Annotated in this window: 13 protein-coding genes; 10 read left to right on the top strand and 3 right to left on the bottom strand. The window is 59.4% G+C overall.

Annotated elements, in window-relative coordinates:
- Positions 1–441 precede the first annotated feature (441 nt).
- The 9 genes from ACJO3M_RS13150 (at position 442) to ACJO3M_RS13110 (ending at position 11838) form a co-directional block, all read left to right on the top strand.
- Positions 442–1062, top strand: a complete 621-nt coding sequence (locus tag ACJO3M_RS13150) for an ANTAR domain-containing response regulator (RefSeq protein WP_407001819.1) — start codon at positions 442–444, stop codon at positions 1060–1062.
- A gap of 23 nt (positions 1063–1085) precedes the next feature.
- Positions 1086–2312, top strand: a complete 1227-nt coding sequence (locus ACJO3M_RS13145; protein WP_407001817.1) for a CmpA/NrtA family ABC transporter substrate-binding protein — start codon at positions 1086–1088, stop codon at positions 2310–2312.
- A 229-nt stretch (positions 2313–2541) separates the two neighbouring features.
- Positions 2542–3897 (top strand): CmpA/NrtA family ABC transporter substrate-binding protein, encoded by a 1356-nt coding sequence (locus ACJO3M_RS13140; protein WP_407001815.1) that lies wholly within the window; start codon positions 2542–2544, stop codon positions 3895–3897.
- A gap of 25 nt (positions 3898–3922) precedes the next feature.
- Positions 3923–4918 carry an ABC transporter permease gene (locus tag ACJO3M_RS13135; protein WP_407001813.1) on the top strand — a complete coding sequence of 332 codons (996 nt, stop codon included), beginning with the start codon at positions 3923–3925 and terminating at the stop codon, positions 4916–4918.
- A gap of 31 nt (positions 4919–4949) precedes the next feature.
- Complete coding sequence (locus ACJO3M_RS13130; protein WP_407001955.1) at positions 4950–5840, top strand: ABC transporter ATP-binding protein; 891 nt, start codon at positions 4950–4952, stop codon at positions 5838–5840.
- Positions 5841–6047: 207 nt separating this feature from the next.
- Positions 6048–7277 carry an NAD(P)/FAD-dependent oxidoreductase gene (locus ACJO3M_RS13125; RefSeq protein WP_407001811.1) on the top strand — a complete coding sequence of 410 codons (1230 nt, stop codon included), beginning with the start codon at positions 6048–6050 and terminating at the stop codon, positions 7275–7277.
- A gap of 29 nt (positions 7278–7306) precedes the next feature.
- Entirely contained in the window at positions 7307–9823 is a 2517-nt protein-coding gene (gene nirB, locus ACJO3M_RS13120; protein ID WP_407001809.1) for a nitrite reductase large subunit NirB, read from the top strand.
- A 161-nt stretch (positions 9824–9984) separates the two neighbouring features.
- Positions 9985–10353: a nitrite reductase small subunit NirD gene (gene nirD / locus ACJO3M_RS13115; RefSeq protein WP_407001807.1), complete on the top strand. Its 369-nt coding sequence runs from the start codon at positions 9985–9987 to the stop codon at positions 10351–10353.
- A 117-nt stretch (positions 10354–10470) separates the two neighbouring features.
- Positions 10471–11838, top strand: a complete 1368-nt coding sequence (locus ACJO3M_RS13110) for a WS/DGAT/MGAT family O-acyltransferase (RefSeq protein ID WP_407001805.1) — start codon at positions 10471–10473, stop codon at positions 11836–11838.
- Here the strand turns inward: ACJO3M_RS13110 and ACJO3M_RS13105 are convergent, their stop codons facing one another.
- Positions 11839–12246, bottom strand: a complete 408-nt coding sequence (locus ACJO3M_RS13105; protein WP_407001803.1) for an NINE protein — start codon at positions 12244–12246, stop codon at positions 11839–11841. It abuts the gene before it with no gap.
- 188 nt (positions 12247–12434) lie between these two features.
- Entirely contained in the window at positions 12435–13541 is a 1107-nt protein-coding gene (locus ACJO3M_RS13100; RefSeq protein WP_407001801.1) for a helix-turn-helix domain-containing protein, read from the bottom strand.
- Positions 13542–13773: 232 nt separating this feature from the next.
- Between ACJO3M_RS13100 and ACJO3M_RS13095 the strand changes: the two genes are divergently transcribed.
- Positions 13774–14667 carry a metal-dependent hydrolase gene (locus tag ACJO3M_RS13095; protein ID WP_407001800.1) on the top strand — a complete coding sequence of 298 codons (894 nt, stop codon included), beginning with the start codon at positions 13774–13776 and terminating at the stop codon, positions 14665–14667.
- A gap of 61 nt (positions 14668–14728) precedes the next feature.
- Here ACJO3M_RS13095 and ACJO3M_RS13090 read toward each other — a convergent pair whose 3' ends face one another.
- Positions 14729–15508: a class II glutamine amidotransferase gene (locus tag ACJO3M_RS13090; protein ID WP_407001799.1), complete on the bottom strand. Its 780-nt coding sequence runs from the start codon at positions 15506–15508 to the stop codon at positions 14729–14731.
- Positions 15509–15514: the final 6 nt, after the last annotated feature.

The following is a 15514-nucleotide window of genomic DNA, read 5'->3' as shown; positions in this document are numbered from 1 at the left end:
CGGAGAAAGCGCAACAAAAAAGCCCGGCAGGGTTCCGGCCGTGATGGTCTCGAAATCCTGGCGGGCTTCATTGCCTGGGTCTGTTCAAATCTTTCAGTCTGGAAAGAACCTTTGACAAACCTGTAGCAAATCGGGGGCCAGCCTCGCAAAGTGCCTGATAACCAACGAATCGGGAGATGGAGTTGCGGCCCACGGCCACGGAGCCGGCCACATTCTGGTGCACAATGGGCGTTCTATGCACAGGCGCGAGGCAATATCCGCGCATCTCAGGACGGTGACAGATGCCCCTGCTGCTGCCTAACTGACTGTTTTTCCCATCACTGGCCATCCATGGCAGATAAATTGCTCCACTCTGGTCACAAACGTCCGGAAGCGGACCCCAGACCTGCGCAATACCGCGGTATCCATGTTATTCCGCGCAACGAACATTGAGGAAACGTCATGCAGTCATCAGAGTCTTTGCGAATTCTACTGATCGACAATAATCCGGAGCGGGCCAGCAAGGTGTGTGCGGCCCTGACTCACAGCGGCCACGAAGTAATCCGACAGCGTCCCGACGCCACCGGGCTGACAGCCGCCGTCGCCCGTGACCAGCCGGACATGGTCATCATAGACATGGATTCACCGGATCGGGACACCCTGGAGAACATGAGCACGCTGAACGATCACGCGCCCCGCCCCATCGTCTTTTCCGCGGACGAACCCGGAGACCGCGCCACCATTCAGGCCGCAGTCCGCGCTGGCGTCAGCGCCTACGTGGTGGACGGCATCAAGCCCCAGAGCGTGCGCTCGATCATTGATTCCGCCATCGCCCAGTTCGAATCCTTTCAGGCACTGCGGACGGAGCTGGCGGAAACCCGCGGGGCACTGGAGGACAGAAAATTCATTGAGAAGGCCAAGGGCCTGATCATGAAACACGAAAACTGCGATGAAGACACCGCGTTCCAGATGCTACGTTCAGCAGCCATGGACCACAGCGAGCGACTGCCGGACATGGCCCGGCGAATCATCACCCTGCTGGAACGGCAAACGACCAGGCCCGCGGTCAGGCAGGCGTCCTGACCCAACACGGGGGAGTTGATCCCATGGCCATGCCCACGCCCATCCGCGGTCGTACGGTTTTTCACCTCAGGCTCGGATTTGTTCCGCTGCTCGATAGCGCGCCCCTGATCATGGCCCAGGAAATGGGCCTGTTCGAGGCCGAGGGCCTGAGGGTCGAACTCATTCGTGAGAGTTCCTGGGCCTCGCTCCGGGACAAGGTCAGTTTTGGCCTTCTGGAAGGCGGGCATATGCTCGCCCCCATGCCCCTGAGCATGTCCCTGGCCACAGACCGCCCCAGGGTACCGGTGACAACCAGTATGGTGCTGAGCCGCAACGGCAACGGCATAACCCTGGGCAACGATCTGTTTGAGAACATTGCCCTGTCCGGCGTTGATCTCGGGCAGCCTATCGAAACCGCCCGTGCATTAACGCAGCTGGCGAGAAAACGCCAGAAGCCCATCCGGCTGGCCTCGGTTGCCCCGTGGTCGAGCCATGACCTGCAACTCCGTGACTGGCTCGATTCCGCCGGCGCCGTCAACGGCGAGGATTTCCATATTATCCCGGTGTCACCGGTCCAGATGATGGACGCCCTGCAGAGCGGCGCCATTGAAGGCTGCTGTGTCGGTGAACCCTGGAACAGCGTGCTTGAGAGCCGGGAACTGGGTCGCATTCTGCACTCCGGGCACCAGATCTGGCAGAACGCTCCCGAGAAGGTCATGGGACTCCGGGCCGACTGGGCCGAACAGCACCAGGAAATGCACCGCCACCTGATACGGGCGCTCCTGGCTTCCTGTCGCTGGCTGGACAGCCCGAACAATCACGCCATGCTGGCACGGATCCTCGCCCGCCCGGAGTACCTCGGTGAGTATTTCGATCGCAACATTGGCGAACAGTTTCCCGTGCACGCGGAAGGTGACAACAGCCCGTTTCACCCCCAACTGCACCAGCATTTTTTCCGCAACTCGGCAAACTTCCCCTGGCTTTCCCAGGCCCACTGGCTGGCCACACGCCTGATCGCCCATCAACAACAGCTGTCACGGATCGACACGGCCTCGATACAGCGCATCTTCCGCCCCGATGTGTTCCGCGACGCTGCAGGATCCCTGGGTATTGATACCCCGGTAATCGACAGTAAAACCGAGGGCAGGCATCCGAGGCCGTTCACCATGAACGGTCAGTTCGGTCCAGTGGATGTCTCCAGCGATTCCCTGCTTGGAGAACAGATTCACGACTGGCAGTCCGCTCCGACCGTGCCCGCAAACGAAGCCTGACGCACCAAAACCGCTCCCATCAACCGCTCCAGCCGCTCTCGCCAATCTAAAGAAACGAACAAAAATCCTTTAAATTCAATTCAATAAAAACCTGGCACACCCCCTGCAAACACATCTACAGATAACATTTTCCGATAACCAACCAGGTTTCCCGGGCATCGACGCCTGTTTCCCATCAGTGGGGAGCGGGCGTTTTTTGTTTGGGGAAAGGAAACTACGGGAGAGCGCTATGAAGCTGAAGACACTGGCATTCACAATTCTGATAATGGGCGGGACCGGCACGGTTCAGGCCGACATCGGACCGGCGGAGAAGCCGGATCTGAAACTGGGCTTTATCAAGCTCACCGACATGGCGCCGCTGGCCGTCGCCTGGGAACAGGGCTTCTTTATGGACGAAGGCCTGTTTGTGGAACTCGAAGCCCAGGCCAACTGGAAAGTCCTGCTCGACGGCGTCGTCACCGGTTCACTGGACGGCGCCCATATGCTGGCCGGCCAGCCACTGGGAGCCACCATCGGCTACGGCACCCAGGCCGACATCATCACCGCCTTCAGCATGGACCTGAACGGCAACGGCATAACCGTCTCCAACGATGTCTGGGAACAGATGCGCCCGCATATCGGCAATAACGACGACGGTCAGCCCGCGCATCCGATCAGTGCATCCGCCCTCAAACCGGTCATTGAACAGTACCGCAACGAAGGCGAGCGCTTTCGTATGGGCATGGTGTTTCCGGTGTCCACCCACAACTATGAACTGCGTTACTGGCTGGCCGCCGGTGGCCTGAACCCCGGCTACTACGCGCCCCAACGTGGTGATACCAGCGGCACACTGGAAGCAGACGTTCACCTGTCAGTAACGCCGCCACCGCAGATGCCCGCCACCATGGAAGCCGGCACCATCCAGGGCTACTGCGTCGGCGAACCCTGGAATCAGCAAGCGGTGTTCAAGGGTATCGGCGTGCCGGTGATTACCGATTACGAGATCTGGCCCAACAACCCGGAAAAAGTGTTCGGGGTAACCGAAACCTGGGCCGAACAATACCCCAACACCCACCTGCGCCTGCTGCGTGCGTTGATTCGCGCCGCCCACTGGCTGGATGACAATGACAACGCCAACCGGGAACAGGCGGTGAAGATTCTCGCCCGTTCAAATTACGTCGGCGCCGATGAGGAAGTCATCGCCAACTCCATGACCGGCACCTTCGAGTACGAGAAAGGCGACGTGCGTGAGGTGCCTGACTTCAACGTGTTCTTCCGTCACTACGCCACTTACCCATACCCCTCGGATGCCATCTGGTACCTGAGCCAGATGCGTCGCTGGGGACAGATTCCGGAACCCAAGTCCGACGACTGGTACATGGAAACCGCCGCCAGGGTGTACCGCGCGGACATCTATAAGGAAGCCGCCCGCTCACTGATCGAGGATGGCACCCTCAGCGCCGAAGACTTCCCGGACCTGGACGCCGAAAACTTTGCCCGCCCCTACCAGGGTGAGCTGATTGACGGCGTCGCCTTCACCCCGCGGGAGCCGAACGCCTACATCGACAGTTTCGACATCGGCCTGAAAGGGTCGCAAACCCCTTAACCACGTGACTGTCAGGAGAGATCCCATGACCACACTCAGCCAGACCGATCAGACACCGGAGACCCCTCGCTGGCTCCGGGCGCTGACCGACACACTGTCCCCACGCAACCTGGCCGAAGCCGGTCGCCAGTTGCTGCTTCCGGTTCTCGGCATCCTGCTGTTCCTGGGCTTCTGGCACCTCGCCGCGCCTCAGGTGCAGACCTCCCTGGGTGCCTTTCCGGGCCCTGCGGCGGTATTGGAGCAGTCCGGCCAGTTGTGGCAGGAACACAGCAACCAGCGGGAACGCGCAGCACAGTTCGTAACCATGCAGGAGCAGCGCAACGAACGCATTCTGGCCGAAAATCCGGAGGCGGAAGTCAGGATTCGCTCGTATCCCGGCGCTCCCACGTTCTTTGATCAGATCGCCACCAGTCTCGGCACCGTGCTTGCCGGCTTCCTGTTGGCAACGTTGATCGCCGTGCCCATGGGCATTGTGATCGGGCTTAATCGTCACTTTTCGGCGGCGATGAACCCATTGATCCAGATCTTCAAACCGGTGTCCCCGCTGGCCTGGCTGCCTCTAGTGACCATGGTGGTTTCAGCCACTTATGTCAGTGACGATCCGATGTTCGAGAAATCGTTTCTGACGTCGATGATCACCGTGACTCTGTGCAGCCTGTGGCCGACCCTGATCAACACCAGTGTCGGCGTGGCAGCGGTCAATCCCGACCTGCTGAATGTATCGAAGGTCCTGAGGCTGTCGTTCTGGACCCATGTCCGCAAGGTGGTGCTGCCGTCTTCGGTACCGATGATCTTCACCGGCCTGCGGGTTTCCCTGGGCATTGCCTGGATGGTGCTGATCGCCGCCGAGATGCTGGCCCAAAGCCCGGGGCTGGGGAAGTTTGTCTGGGATGAGTTCCAGAATGGCAGCAGTCAGTCGTTGAGCCGGATCATGGTGGCGGTGCTCGCCATCGGCTTCATCGGATTCCTGCTGGATCGGATCATGTTACTTATTCAAAGAAAGGTTGCCTGGAATGAATAACAAACCACATCTTGAATTAACCAATGTTCAAATGGCCTTCGATACACCTACGGGTCCGTTTGTCGCCCTGGAAAACGTGGACCTGAAAATCCGTAAAGGGGAGTTCGTCTCGCTGATCGGTCACTCCGGCTGCGGCAAATCCACGGTGTTGAATATCGTCGCCGGACTGCTGCAGGCCACCCGCGGCGGTTGTGTGCTGGACGGGCATGAGGTGGATACGCCGGGGCCGGAACGGGCGGTGGTGTTCCAGAATCATTCGCTGATGCCGTGGCTGACGGTGTATGAAAACGTCGAGCTGGCGGTTCAGCAGGTGTTCCGCAAGACCATGAGCAAGGCCGAGCGACGTGACTGGATTCTGCACAATCTGAACCTGGTGAACATGGGGCACACCCTCGACAAACGCCCCGGCGAGATTTCCGGGGGCATGGCCCAGCGGGTGGGGATTGCCCGGGCGCTGGCGATGAAACCCAGTGTGTTGTTGATGGACGAGCCGTTTGGCGCGCTGGATGCGCTGACCCGGGCACACCTGCAGGATTCGTTGATGCAGATCCAGCAGGATCTGAACAGCACCGTGATCATGATCACCCATGATGTGGATGAGGCGGTGCTGCTGTCCGACCGCATCGTGATGATGACCAACGGCCCCGCCGCCTCCGTGGGGGAAGAACTCCACATTGAGCTGCCAAGGCCACGTAACCGGGTCACCCTGGCGGACAATCCGGAGTATGTGCATTACCGGCAGGCGGTGTTGTCGTTCCTGTATGAGAAGCAGAGCTTTCCGGGCAAAGCAAACGCTCCACGGGACGAATCCGACGCCGAATCAAACGCAGATGAACAGGAGCAGCGATCGGGCACCTTCACGGTGCACGCCGCCCCGTCCGAGCGCACGCCAGAAGTGCAGCCTGCGGAAGAAAACGCCTAAGCCATTGTTTACATTGACTTCATAAAACTGGCACGGAGTTAGCAGTGGATAGAGGGTAGAACAGGGAAGAACGTCCCGGCCATGGATTGGCCGGACCATCAGATCATTGTTGTTGGCATTGGCGCCGGACCATCCAGTCCCTTCGGGGAGGAGATGCTCCGGCTTTTTTTGTTGGGCTGAAAATCGATTGAAAAAGGGATGGCAGACATGACTACCGGGGCAGGGCAAACCCTCGTTATCTGCGGCCATGGCATGGTGGCACAACGACTGCTGGAAAAACTGGTTGCGCAACCGCACCAGCCATTCAGCCGGATTGTTGTGTTCAATGGCGAAGCAAGCCCGGCCTATAACCGCATCCAACTGTCGGCGCTGCTGGCCGGGGATGCCAGCGAGGACAGCCTGAAGCTGCAGCAGCCCGACTGGTATCAGCGGCACCACATCGAGGTGCATCAGGGGGATCCCGTCACCGCCATCACCCGCGAGGCAAAAACGGTCACCACTACCAGCGGTATGGTGCAGGAATACTCCCGCCTGGTGATTGCCACCGGCTCGCGGTCAGCCAGTCTCGGCATTGCCGGCGAAGAGATGGCCGGCGTGGTCGGATTCCGCGATCTGCGGGACACACGTAAGCTGATCGAGATCAGCCAGCGCCACCGGCGGGCTGTGGTCATCGGCGGTGGTTTCCTGGGCCTGGAGGCCGCCGAAGGTCTGCGCAGCCGGGGTATGTCCGTCACCGTGCTGCATCGCAGCAGCCACCTGCTCAACCGCCAGTTGGACCCGACCGGAGGTGCCCTGCTGGAAGATGCCCTGACAGAGCGGGGCCTCGCTATCCGCACCCATACTTCCCCGGTTGCCCTGTTGGGCAGAGACACCATCCGTGCGGTTCAGCTGGACGATGAAACCCTGATCAGCACCGACCTGGTGGTCATCGCCGCCGGCATTTCACCCAACGCCCAACTGGCCCGGGATGCTGGTCTGGACTGTGATCGCGCCATCCAGGTTGATACCCGGCTGCGCACCAGCGATCCGAATATCTATGCCGTTGGCGAATGCTGCCAGATCAGCGATCAGACCTTTGGACTGGTGGAGCCCGGTTACCAGCAGGCTGAAGTGCTTGCCCAGGTGCTCTGCGATGCCAACAGCGATGCCGCTTTTGAACCGTCGGTCATTCCCACGCGACTGAAGATCAGCGGCATTCCGATTTTTTCCTGTGGCCAGACACAGCCGGACGGCGATACCGAGTCGGTGGTCTGGCAAGACTATGAAACCAATCGCTATTGCCGCCTGCTGATCCGCAACCAGCGCCTGACCGGCGCGGTCCTGTTCGGTGAAACCACGGACGGCCCCTGGTACAGCGAACGCATTCAACAGGCCGATGACATCAGCCCTGTCCGGGCCCACCTGGCCTTTGGCAAACATTACTGCGACGCCGCGTGATGCCGTCAGTGAAAGAGAGAGGAAATACCATGAGCAAACAAACCCTGATCGTGATCGGTAACGGCATGGTGGGTCACCATTTTCTTGAGCAGTTGACCGGTTCAGCTGCCGCTGACCGCTTCGATATCAAGGTGTTCGGCGAAGAAAAACTGCTGGCCTATGACCGCGTCCACCTGTCCGAGTATTTTGGCGGCTCTACCCATGCCGACCTGGCCATGGGCACCGCCGACTGGTATGCAGAGAACAACATCGACCTGCATCTGGACGAACAGGTCGCCGCCATTGACCGGGACCAGAAGACCGTGACCACCCCCGAGGGTACCTACGGTTATGACGAACTGGTGCTGGCCACCGGTTCCTACCCGTTCGTGCCACCGATCAAGGGCAACGAGCACCCCCATTGTCTGGTGTACCGCACCCTGGAGGACCTCGACAGCATCCGCGCCAGCGCCAAGGGCGTCAAAACCGGTGTTGTGGTCGGCGGCGGTCTGCTGGGCCTGGAAGCGGCCAATGCCCTCAAGAGTCTGGGTCTGGACGCCCACGTAGTGGAGTTTGCCCCGCGCCTGATGCCGGTGCAGCTCGACACCGACGGTGGTGCCCTGCTCAGGCACAAGATTGAGGAACTGGGCGTTCAGGTCCACACCGAAAAGGCCACCACCGAGATTGTCGAAGGTGAGGACTGCCGCCTGCGGATGAACTTCAGCGACGACAGCCATCTGGAAACCGACCTGATCGTGTTCTCCGCCGGCATCCGCCCCCAGGACACCTTGGCCCGCGCCTGCGGCCTGGACATTGGCGAGCGTGGCGGCATCGTCATCGACGATCAGTGCACCACCTCTGATCCGCACATTCACGCCATTGGCGAATGTGCCCTGTGGGGCGGCAAAATCTTCGGTCTGGTGGCCCCTGGCTACACCATGGCACGCACCCTGGCGTCCGCCCTTAATGATGATCGTGAAGCCGCCTTTACCGGTGCCGACATGAGCACCAAGCTCAAGTTGCTGGGCGTGGACGTGGGCTCCATTGGCGATGCCCATGGCCAGACTCCGGGCGCCCGCAACATCCGCTTCAACGACGAGCAGGCCGGTCACTACCGCCGCATGGTGGTCAGCGAGGACGGCAAGACCCTGCTCGGTGCCATTCTGGTGGGTGACAACGGCCCTTACGACACCCTGCTGCAGTATGCCCTCAACGGCATCACCCTGCCGGATAACCCGGAAACCCTGATCCTGCCGGAGAGCGAGGGCGGTGCGCCAGCCCTGGGCCCCGATGCCCTGCCGGAAACCGCATCCATCTGTTCCTGCCACAACGTCACCAAGGGCGATATCTGCGGCGCGATTGACGCCGGTTGCAGCGACCTGGGTAGCGTCAAAGGCGAAACCAAGGCCAGTACCGGCTGCGGTGGCTGCGCGGCGCTGCTGAAAAACGTGGTGGACAGCGAACTGGAAAAACGCGGCGTGGAAGTGAGCAAGGACATCTGTGAACACTTCCCATACAGCCGCCAGGAGCTGTTCCACCTGGTGAAGGTCAACGGTATCCGTACCTTCCAGACGCTGATCCGGGAACATGGCAAAGGTCATGGCTGCGACATCTGTAAACCTGCCGTCGCGTCAATCCTGGCGACCTGCTGGAATGAGCACATCCTGGCCACCGACCACGTGCCGCTGCAGGACACCAACGACACTTTCATGGCCAACATGCAGAAGAACGGCACCTATTCCATCGTGCCCCGTGTACCCGGCGGTGAAATCACTCCGGACAAGCTGATTGTGCTGGGTGAGGTGGCCAAGGAGTACAACCTTTACACCAAGATCACCGGCGGTCAGCGGGTGGATCTGTTCGGTGCCACTCTGAGTGAGTTGCCGGAGATCTGGGAGAAACTCATTGCCGCCGGTTTTGAAACCGGTCACGCCTACGGCAAATCCCTGCGCACGGTGAAATCCTGCGTCGGCAGCACCTGGTGCCGCTACGGTGTGCAGGACAGCGTGGGCATGGCGATCTTCCTGGAGGATCGCTACAAGGGCCTGCGTTCGCCTCACAAGATCAAGATGGCGGTGTCCGGCTGTACCCGTGAGTGTGCCGAAGCCCAGAGCAAGGATATCGGGGTGATCGCCACCGAGAATGGCTGGAACCTGTATGTCTGCGGTAACGGCGGCATGCGCCCACGCCACGCCGACCTGTTTGCCACTGACCTTTCCGACGAGGAGCTGGTCCGCACCATTGACCGGGTGCTGATGTTCTATGTGCGCACGGCCGATCGCCTGCAGCGCACCAGTGTGTGGATGGAGAACCTGGAAGGTGGTCTGGACTACCTGAAAGAGGTAGTGCTGGAAGACAGTCTGGGTCTTGGCAAGGAACTGGAAGAGCACATGGAAAGCATTGTTGGAACCTACCAGTGCGAATGGAAAACGGCGGTGGAAGATCCGGAGAAGCGCAAGCGCTTCCGCGAGTTCGTCAATGCGCCGGAGAAGAAGGATCCGGTGCAGCAGTGGACTACTGAGCGGGATCAGCGGCGGCCTGTTTTGGAGGCTGAGGTTGCTTCGTAGCTTGCTGGCTTGGGGGTGGAGCGAGGGGGTACGGGGTACTTTTCTTCTGGGAAAAATAACTCGCTTCGCTCAGACATCTTTTTCCCTGACAGAAAAGCACCCCATACCCCCTCACTCACTTGACCACACAGATATATCGAAAGATTGCTTGGGAGACTGTTATGAAAGCTCGTACTCGTTGGGATTCGGTTTGTAAGGTTGACGATCTGGTGCCGGAATCCGGTGTTGCGGTCTGGACCGAAGATGGCCCTGTGGCGGTGTTCTACCTTCCGCATCGTCTGCCGGCTTTGTTTGCCGTCAGCCACACCGATCCGTTCAGTGGCTCGAACGTGCTGGCCCGGGGCATCACCGGTGACATCAAGGGTGAACCGGTGGTGGCTTCCCCACTGTACAAACAACACTTCAGCCTGATCACCGGTCAGTGCCTGGAGGATGAAAGCGTGAGTATCAAAACCTACCCGGTATTGCTGGATGGAGATCAGATCAGGCTGGAAGTACCGGTGAGTCAATCGGAAACCGTCGCAGCCTGATCGCAACGTCGGCGGGAGCTGGTTGCCATTTTTCCCCGCAGGGGGTTACCAGTGGTCAATTCCCTGCCATCACGGCTAGGGTAAGATCACGGAAAATCCAACAACAAGGATGGCCCCGTGAAGCCACTCAGCCCTACAGATCAGATGTTTCTCTGGCTGGAAAAGCGCCAGCAGCCCATGCATGTCGGGGGGCTCCAGCTGTTTTCCTTTCCGGAGGATGCGCCGGATGACTACGTGGCACGGCTTGCGGACCAGCTCCGTGACCACTCCACGGTGACATCGCCGTTTGACCGTCGTCTGGACAGCCGGTTCGCGCAACCGGTGTGGGTGAAGGATGAACACCTGGACCTGGAACATCACTTCCGCTTTGAGGCACTACCGACACCGGGCCGTGTTCGGGAGTTGCTGTCGTTTGTTTCGGCGGAGCATTCTCACCTGATGGATCGCGAGCGGCCACTGTGGGAATTTCACCTGATTGAGGGCCTGAGGGATCGCCAGTTTGCGGTGTACACCAAGATTCACCACTCCCTGGTGGATGGCGTTTCCGCCATGCGTATGGCCCAACGCATGTTGTCCTCTGATCCCGAACAGCGTGATATGCCCCCGATCTGGGCATTGCCCCCGAGGACCCGGCGTTCAGCGGAAGGGGGAGGGATGTCCTTGTGGCGAAGCATCGGACAATTGATCGGGGAATCCGGCAAACAGCTGGGCACGGTGCCCACGGTGGCCCGGGAACTACTGAAAACGGTCAACCAGGCCCGCAAGGATCCGGCGTACGATTCCGTCTTTCACGCCCCCCGCAGCATTCTCAACCGGAAGATCACCGGCTCCCGCCGCTTTGCGGCCCAGTCCTACTGTCTGAAACGTATTCGCGCGGTAGGTCAGGCCTACGGGGTGACGGTGAACGATGTGGTCATGGCCATGTGCGCCAGTGCCCTGCGCACCTACCTGATGAATCAGGATGCCCTGCCGGAGCAACCGCTGATCGCCATGGTGCCCGTATCCCTGCGCCGTGATGACAGTGACGAAGGCAACCAGGTCGGGATCATCCTCGCTTCTCTGGGCACCCATCTCAGCGACCCTGCCGACCGGCTGATGCACATCCATCAGGATGTCAAACTGGCCAAGGATCGCTACTCGACCATGTCCTCCGAGGAGATCCTGAACTACACCGCACTGACGCTCGCGCCGGCGGCGTTCAATCTGCTCACGGGTATGGCCCCGAAATGGCAGACCTTCAATGTGGTGATTTCCAACGTGCCGGGGCCTTCCGAAGACTGCTACTGGAACGGCGCCCGAATGGAAGGCATGTACCCGGTCTCCATCGCCATGGACAGACTGGCCCTGAACATGACCCTGACCAGCTACCGCGACCAGATCGAATTCGGCCTCATCGGCTGCCGCCGCACGCTACCGAGCCTGCAGCGGATGTTGGATTATCTGGAAGAAGGGCTAAGGGAACTGGAAGTGGCGACGGGGAACTGATCAGCCGAATTTAACTTCGCGGTTCCGCTCGGAAATCTGGTCGTTAAGCGTCCAGAAATCGTAGAGCACGCCGATCAGGAACAGCCCGCCCGTCAGCAGATACAGGATTGCTGTAATCCACTTGCCCATATACATCCGGTGCAGGCCGAACACGCCGGTAAAGGTCAGCAGCAGCCAGCCAATGTTGTAGCTGACCTCGCCGTCCCGGAATTTCAGGTCCGCCTCGCGGTCCATGGCCGGAATCAGGAACAGATCGATGATCCAGCCGATAAACAGCAAGCCCAGGGTGAAGAACCAGATGGTGCCGGTTATCGGTTTGCCGTAGTAAAAGCGATGGGATCCGAGGAAGCCGAAGATCCAGAGGAGGTAACCGAAGAGTTTGCTGTGGGTGTCTTTTTCGAGTGACATGGTGTTTCCTGGATTAGCGGGTGGCTGGGGTTGTCGGGTTACGCTTCGCTAACCCGACCTACGGAGGCTACTCCTGATTTCCGCGAGGGTATGGGGTGGTATCTTTTTTCAATGGAACAAAGGTGTCTGAGCGTAGCGAGTTCTTTTTCCATTGAAAAAAGATACCACCCCATGCCCATCCCCCCAATTCAGGGCCCCAGCTCAGGCGCCGGATCGGGCCCATCCTCGCGGAATTCGCTGGCCGACTTCCCGGTCCATTTGCGGAATGCCCGGCTGAAATTGGACAGATCGGCATAACCCAGCTCGTAGGCAATCTCACTCACCGACTGATTGGTATACCGCAGCAACTGAATCGCCCGGTCCTTTAACACCGACTCCAGAATCTCGCGATAGGTCGTGTCCTTCTCCGCCAGGCGGCGCTTGAGCGTCCGCGACGACACACAAAAACGCTCCGACATAGCCTCCAGGGAAGGCAGCGGGCCAGGCGTCATCCGCAGCATATTGCGAATCGCCAGGGTAATATCGCCCTGATCCTTCAACGCCTTCTGCAACTCGAACTCACACTGCTCGCGGGCCATGCGGGACGCATCTGCATCCGCCAACCGCATGCGCACATTCAGCAGATCCTTCGGAAACACCAGCATTTCCTCGGGCTTGCCGTACTCGAAGCGCACCGGCAGCTGATTCGCAAAGCGGGGGTAATAATCCGGCTCGGGTTTGCTCATATGTACAGTGACCCCCGGCAATTTGCCGTCGGTCAGTGCAAACCCGCGCTTTTCGGCATCTTCGCGGTCCAGCAACTGCTCCGTCAGCAATATCAGGGTGGCGCTCACGGTTTCTGCCAGGAACGGGTACAGGCCCGGTGCATCAAATTCGGTGCGCAGCTGGACCAGCACGTTATCACCAGCCTCGGACTGACTCATGCTCAGAAACGGCGCGCGAAGCTGCAGGTAGCGGCGTACCGAATCCAGAGCATCGGCAAACGTCGGGCTGGTCAGCGCAGCAAAACCCAGGGTGCCATGGATGGTCAACCGCAGTTCCCGCGCCAACAGGAAGCTCAAGCCATCCTTGCCCGCGAGGTCCAACGCACGCTGGGTCATCATAATGGCGTCGGTCACGAACACCCGGCTGTCATTCGCTTTCAGGTCTTCCGCTGAAAAACTCAGGCCCTCGTACAACGACCGGTCATTGTAGCCAAGCTGCCGCACGGTTTCGGCCATGACTCGCATATACACGCCAGGCACCAGGAAAAACCCCAGCATTTGCCGTTCTTTGTCCGGGCTGGTGTTCGCCATAGGTTGTCCTTATGGGTGTTTGGGAAAGTTATCCTGATGCTAACAGAAGCCAGCGACGGCAGCACTGGGGCTGGAAGCACCTGTGATACTGTCATCATAGTCAATTTAAACCACCGCCACTGTCCCAACCTGAACGGTGGCCGTCCCTTTCACGCATTCAAAGATATCGTTGACTCGCCCACACTGCAGCCATGACATCAGCCAAAGCGTTCAGTCGCAGAGGAGTATGAACATGCTGAGAACAAAAACCGCAGAGTCCAGGGCGCCGGCTTCCAACACGCCGGATAACGTTTCCATCAAACCCCAGCGTATGGGTTTTGAGTTCGGCGAACAGGTGCCCCGTTACTGGCTGGATAACAGCTACATCCTGAGTCACACCATGAACGCTCTGTCAGTGCTGTTCCCCCAGGGTGAGCAGTTCTTCGTGGATTCCGTGCGCTATTACCGGGACCAGATCGAAGACCCCAAGCTCAAGGCGGAAATGCGCGGCTTCATCGGTCAGGAAGCGATGCACTCCCTGGAACACGACGCCATGAACCAGCACGTGCGGGATCGCGGCATGCCCGTGGAAGAGCTGGAAAAGCACCTGGAAGTGGTTCTCGGCATTGCCAAGAAGCTGCCCAAGCGGCACCAGCTGGCCATCACCTGCGGCCTTGAGCACCTCACTGCCATGATGGCCGACATGTTGCTGGAACGCAGTGACGTGCGTGAAGATATGCACGAAAGCATGCGCCCACTGTGGATGTGGCACGCCATTGAAGAAACCGAGCACAAGGCCGTAACCTACGATGTGTTCCAGGAAGTCGGCGGCACCTATGCGGAACGCGCATTTTACCTGACCTTCAGTACAGCCATGCTGGGCGTGATGGCAAGCTACTTCACCACCCGGATGATGCTGAACGATCCCAAGCACTTTTCACTGAAGGACAGCGCCAAGGGGCTGTGGCGTATGTGGGGCAAGAACGGCACCTTCTCCAGCCTGATCCCGACGTGGCTGGAATACTTCAAGCCGGGCTTCCACCCCTGGGACCACGATAACAGCGAACTGATCGCCAGCTTCAAGGAGCAGATCAGCGCGCACATCGCGCCCCAGTACCAGAACGGGAACCGCCGTACCCTTCAGTGATCACGCAGTGATCACGGCAGTCAGTAATCACCGCAGTCGGTCATGCGGCTTCAGGGTCGGGTTATGCCAGCGCGTAACCCGACCGAATAACTTCCCCTCTTTGCCACAACCGCCATTCACCAGGCTGGTAAATGTCCCATTGCTCATCCGTCGTCAGCGGTTCGGTCACGATGACGCTGACGATATCATCAGGCGTGGTTTCAGATTCAAAATCCACCGTGACATCGGCATCCTTCAATCGCGCCGGACCAAACGGCGCACGACGGGTAATGCTGGCCATTTTGGTCGTGCAATAGGTAAACAGCCAGTCGCCATTGCTCAACAACAGGTTGAATACGCCCTCACTGGCATAGTTCCGGGATAACGTCACAAGATGATTCAGCACCTCATCAACCGGGGTCTCACGGTCACAGTGCTTGCGGAGATCGTTGAGGATATCGCAGAACATGGCCTCGCTGTCTGTTGTGCCCACCGGCTCGTAGAACCCCTGGGGCGCGTGGAACGAGGACAACTGGCCATTATGGGCAAACACCCAGTAGCGTCCCCACAACTCCCGGATAAATGGATGGGTATTGGCAAGGCAGATCTCACCAACGTTGGCCTGGCGGATGTGGCAGATTGCCACCTCGCTTTTTATGGGATGTGTCTGGACCACTTCGGCGATGCGGGAACTGGCGCTGGCCCCGGATTCATGAAAGGCCCTCACACCCTTGCCCTCATAGAACGCCACGCCCCAGCCATCCTTGTGGGGACCGGTCTCACCGCCCCGACGGGTCAGGCCGGTAAAGCTGAAACACAGGTCCGTCGGGGTATTGGCGCTCATAGCCAGTAATTCACACACTGCTTT

It is taken from the genome of Marinobacter alkalisoli (genome assembly GCF_045449795.1).
GTDB lineage: Bacteria > Pseudomonadota > Gammaproteobacteria > Pseudomonadales > Oleiphilaceae > Marinobacter.
This window is presented reverse-complemented; position numbering and strand designations above follow the sequence as displayed.

Excerpts from the sequence above, each read along its gene's own strand:
- nirB (WP_407001809.1), top strand. The coding sequence starts at position 7,307 with ATGAGCAAACAAACCCTGATCGTGATCGGTAACGGCATGGTGGGTCAC.
- ACJO3M_RS13100 (WP_407001801.1), bottom strand. The coding sequence starts at position 13,541 with ATGGCGAACACCAGCCCGGACAAAGAACGGCAAATGCTGGGGTTTTTC.
- ACJO3M_RS13130 (WP_407001955.1), top strand. The coding sequence starts at position 4,950 with ATGGCCTTCGATACACCTACGGGTCCGTTTGTCGCCCTGGAAAACGTG.
- nirD (WP_407001807.1), top strand. The coding sequence starts at position 9,985 with ATGAAAGCTCGTACTCGTTGGGATTCGGTTTGTAAGGTTGACGATCTG.
- ACJO3M_RS13095 (WP_407001800.1), top strand. The coding sequence starts at position 13,774 with ATGCTGAGAACAAAAACCGCAGAGTCCAGGGCGCCGGCTTCCAACACG.
- ACJO3M_RS13125 (WP_407001811.1), top strand. The coding sequence starts at position 6,048 with ATGACTACCGGGGCAGGGCAAACCCTCGTTATCTGCGGCCATGGCATG.
- ACJO3M_RS13150 (WP_407001819.1), top strand. The coding sequence starts at position 442 with ATGCAGTCATCAGAGTCTTTGCGAATTCTACTGATCGACAATAATCCG.
- ACJO3M_RS13105 (WP_407001803.1), bottom strand. The coding sequence starts at position 12,246 with ATGTCACTCGAAAAAGACACCCACAGCAAACTCTTCGGTTACCTCCTC.
- ACJO3M_RS13135 (WP_407001813.1), top strand. The coding sequence starts at position 3,923 with ATGACCACACTCAGCCAGACCGATCAGACACCGGAGACCCCTCGCTGG.
- ACJO3M_RS13145 (WP_407001817.1), top strand. The coding sequence starts at position 1,086 with ATGGCCATGCCCACGCCCATCCGCGGTCGTACGGTTTTTCACCTCAGG.
- ACJO3M_RS13140 (WP_407001815.1), top strand. The coding sequence starts at position 2,542 with ATGAAGCTGAAGACACTGGCATTCACAATTCTGATAATGGGCGGGACC.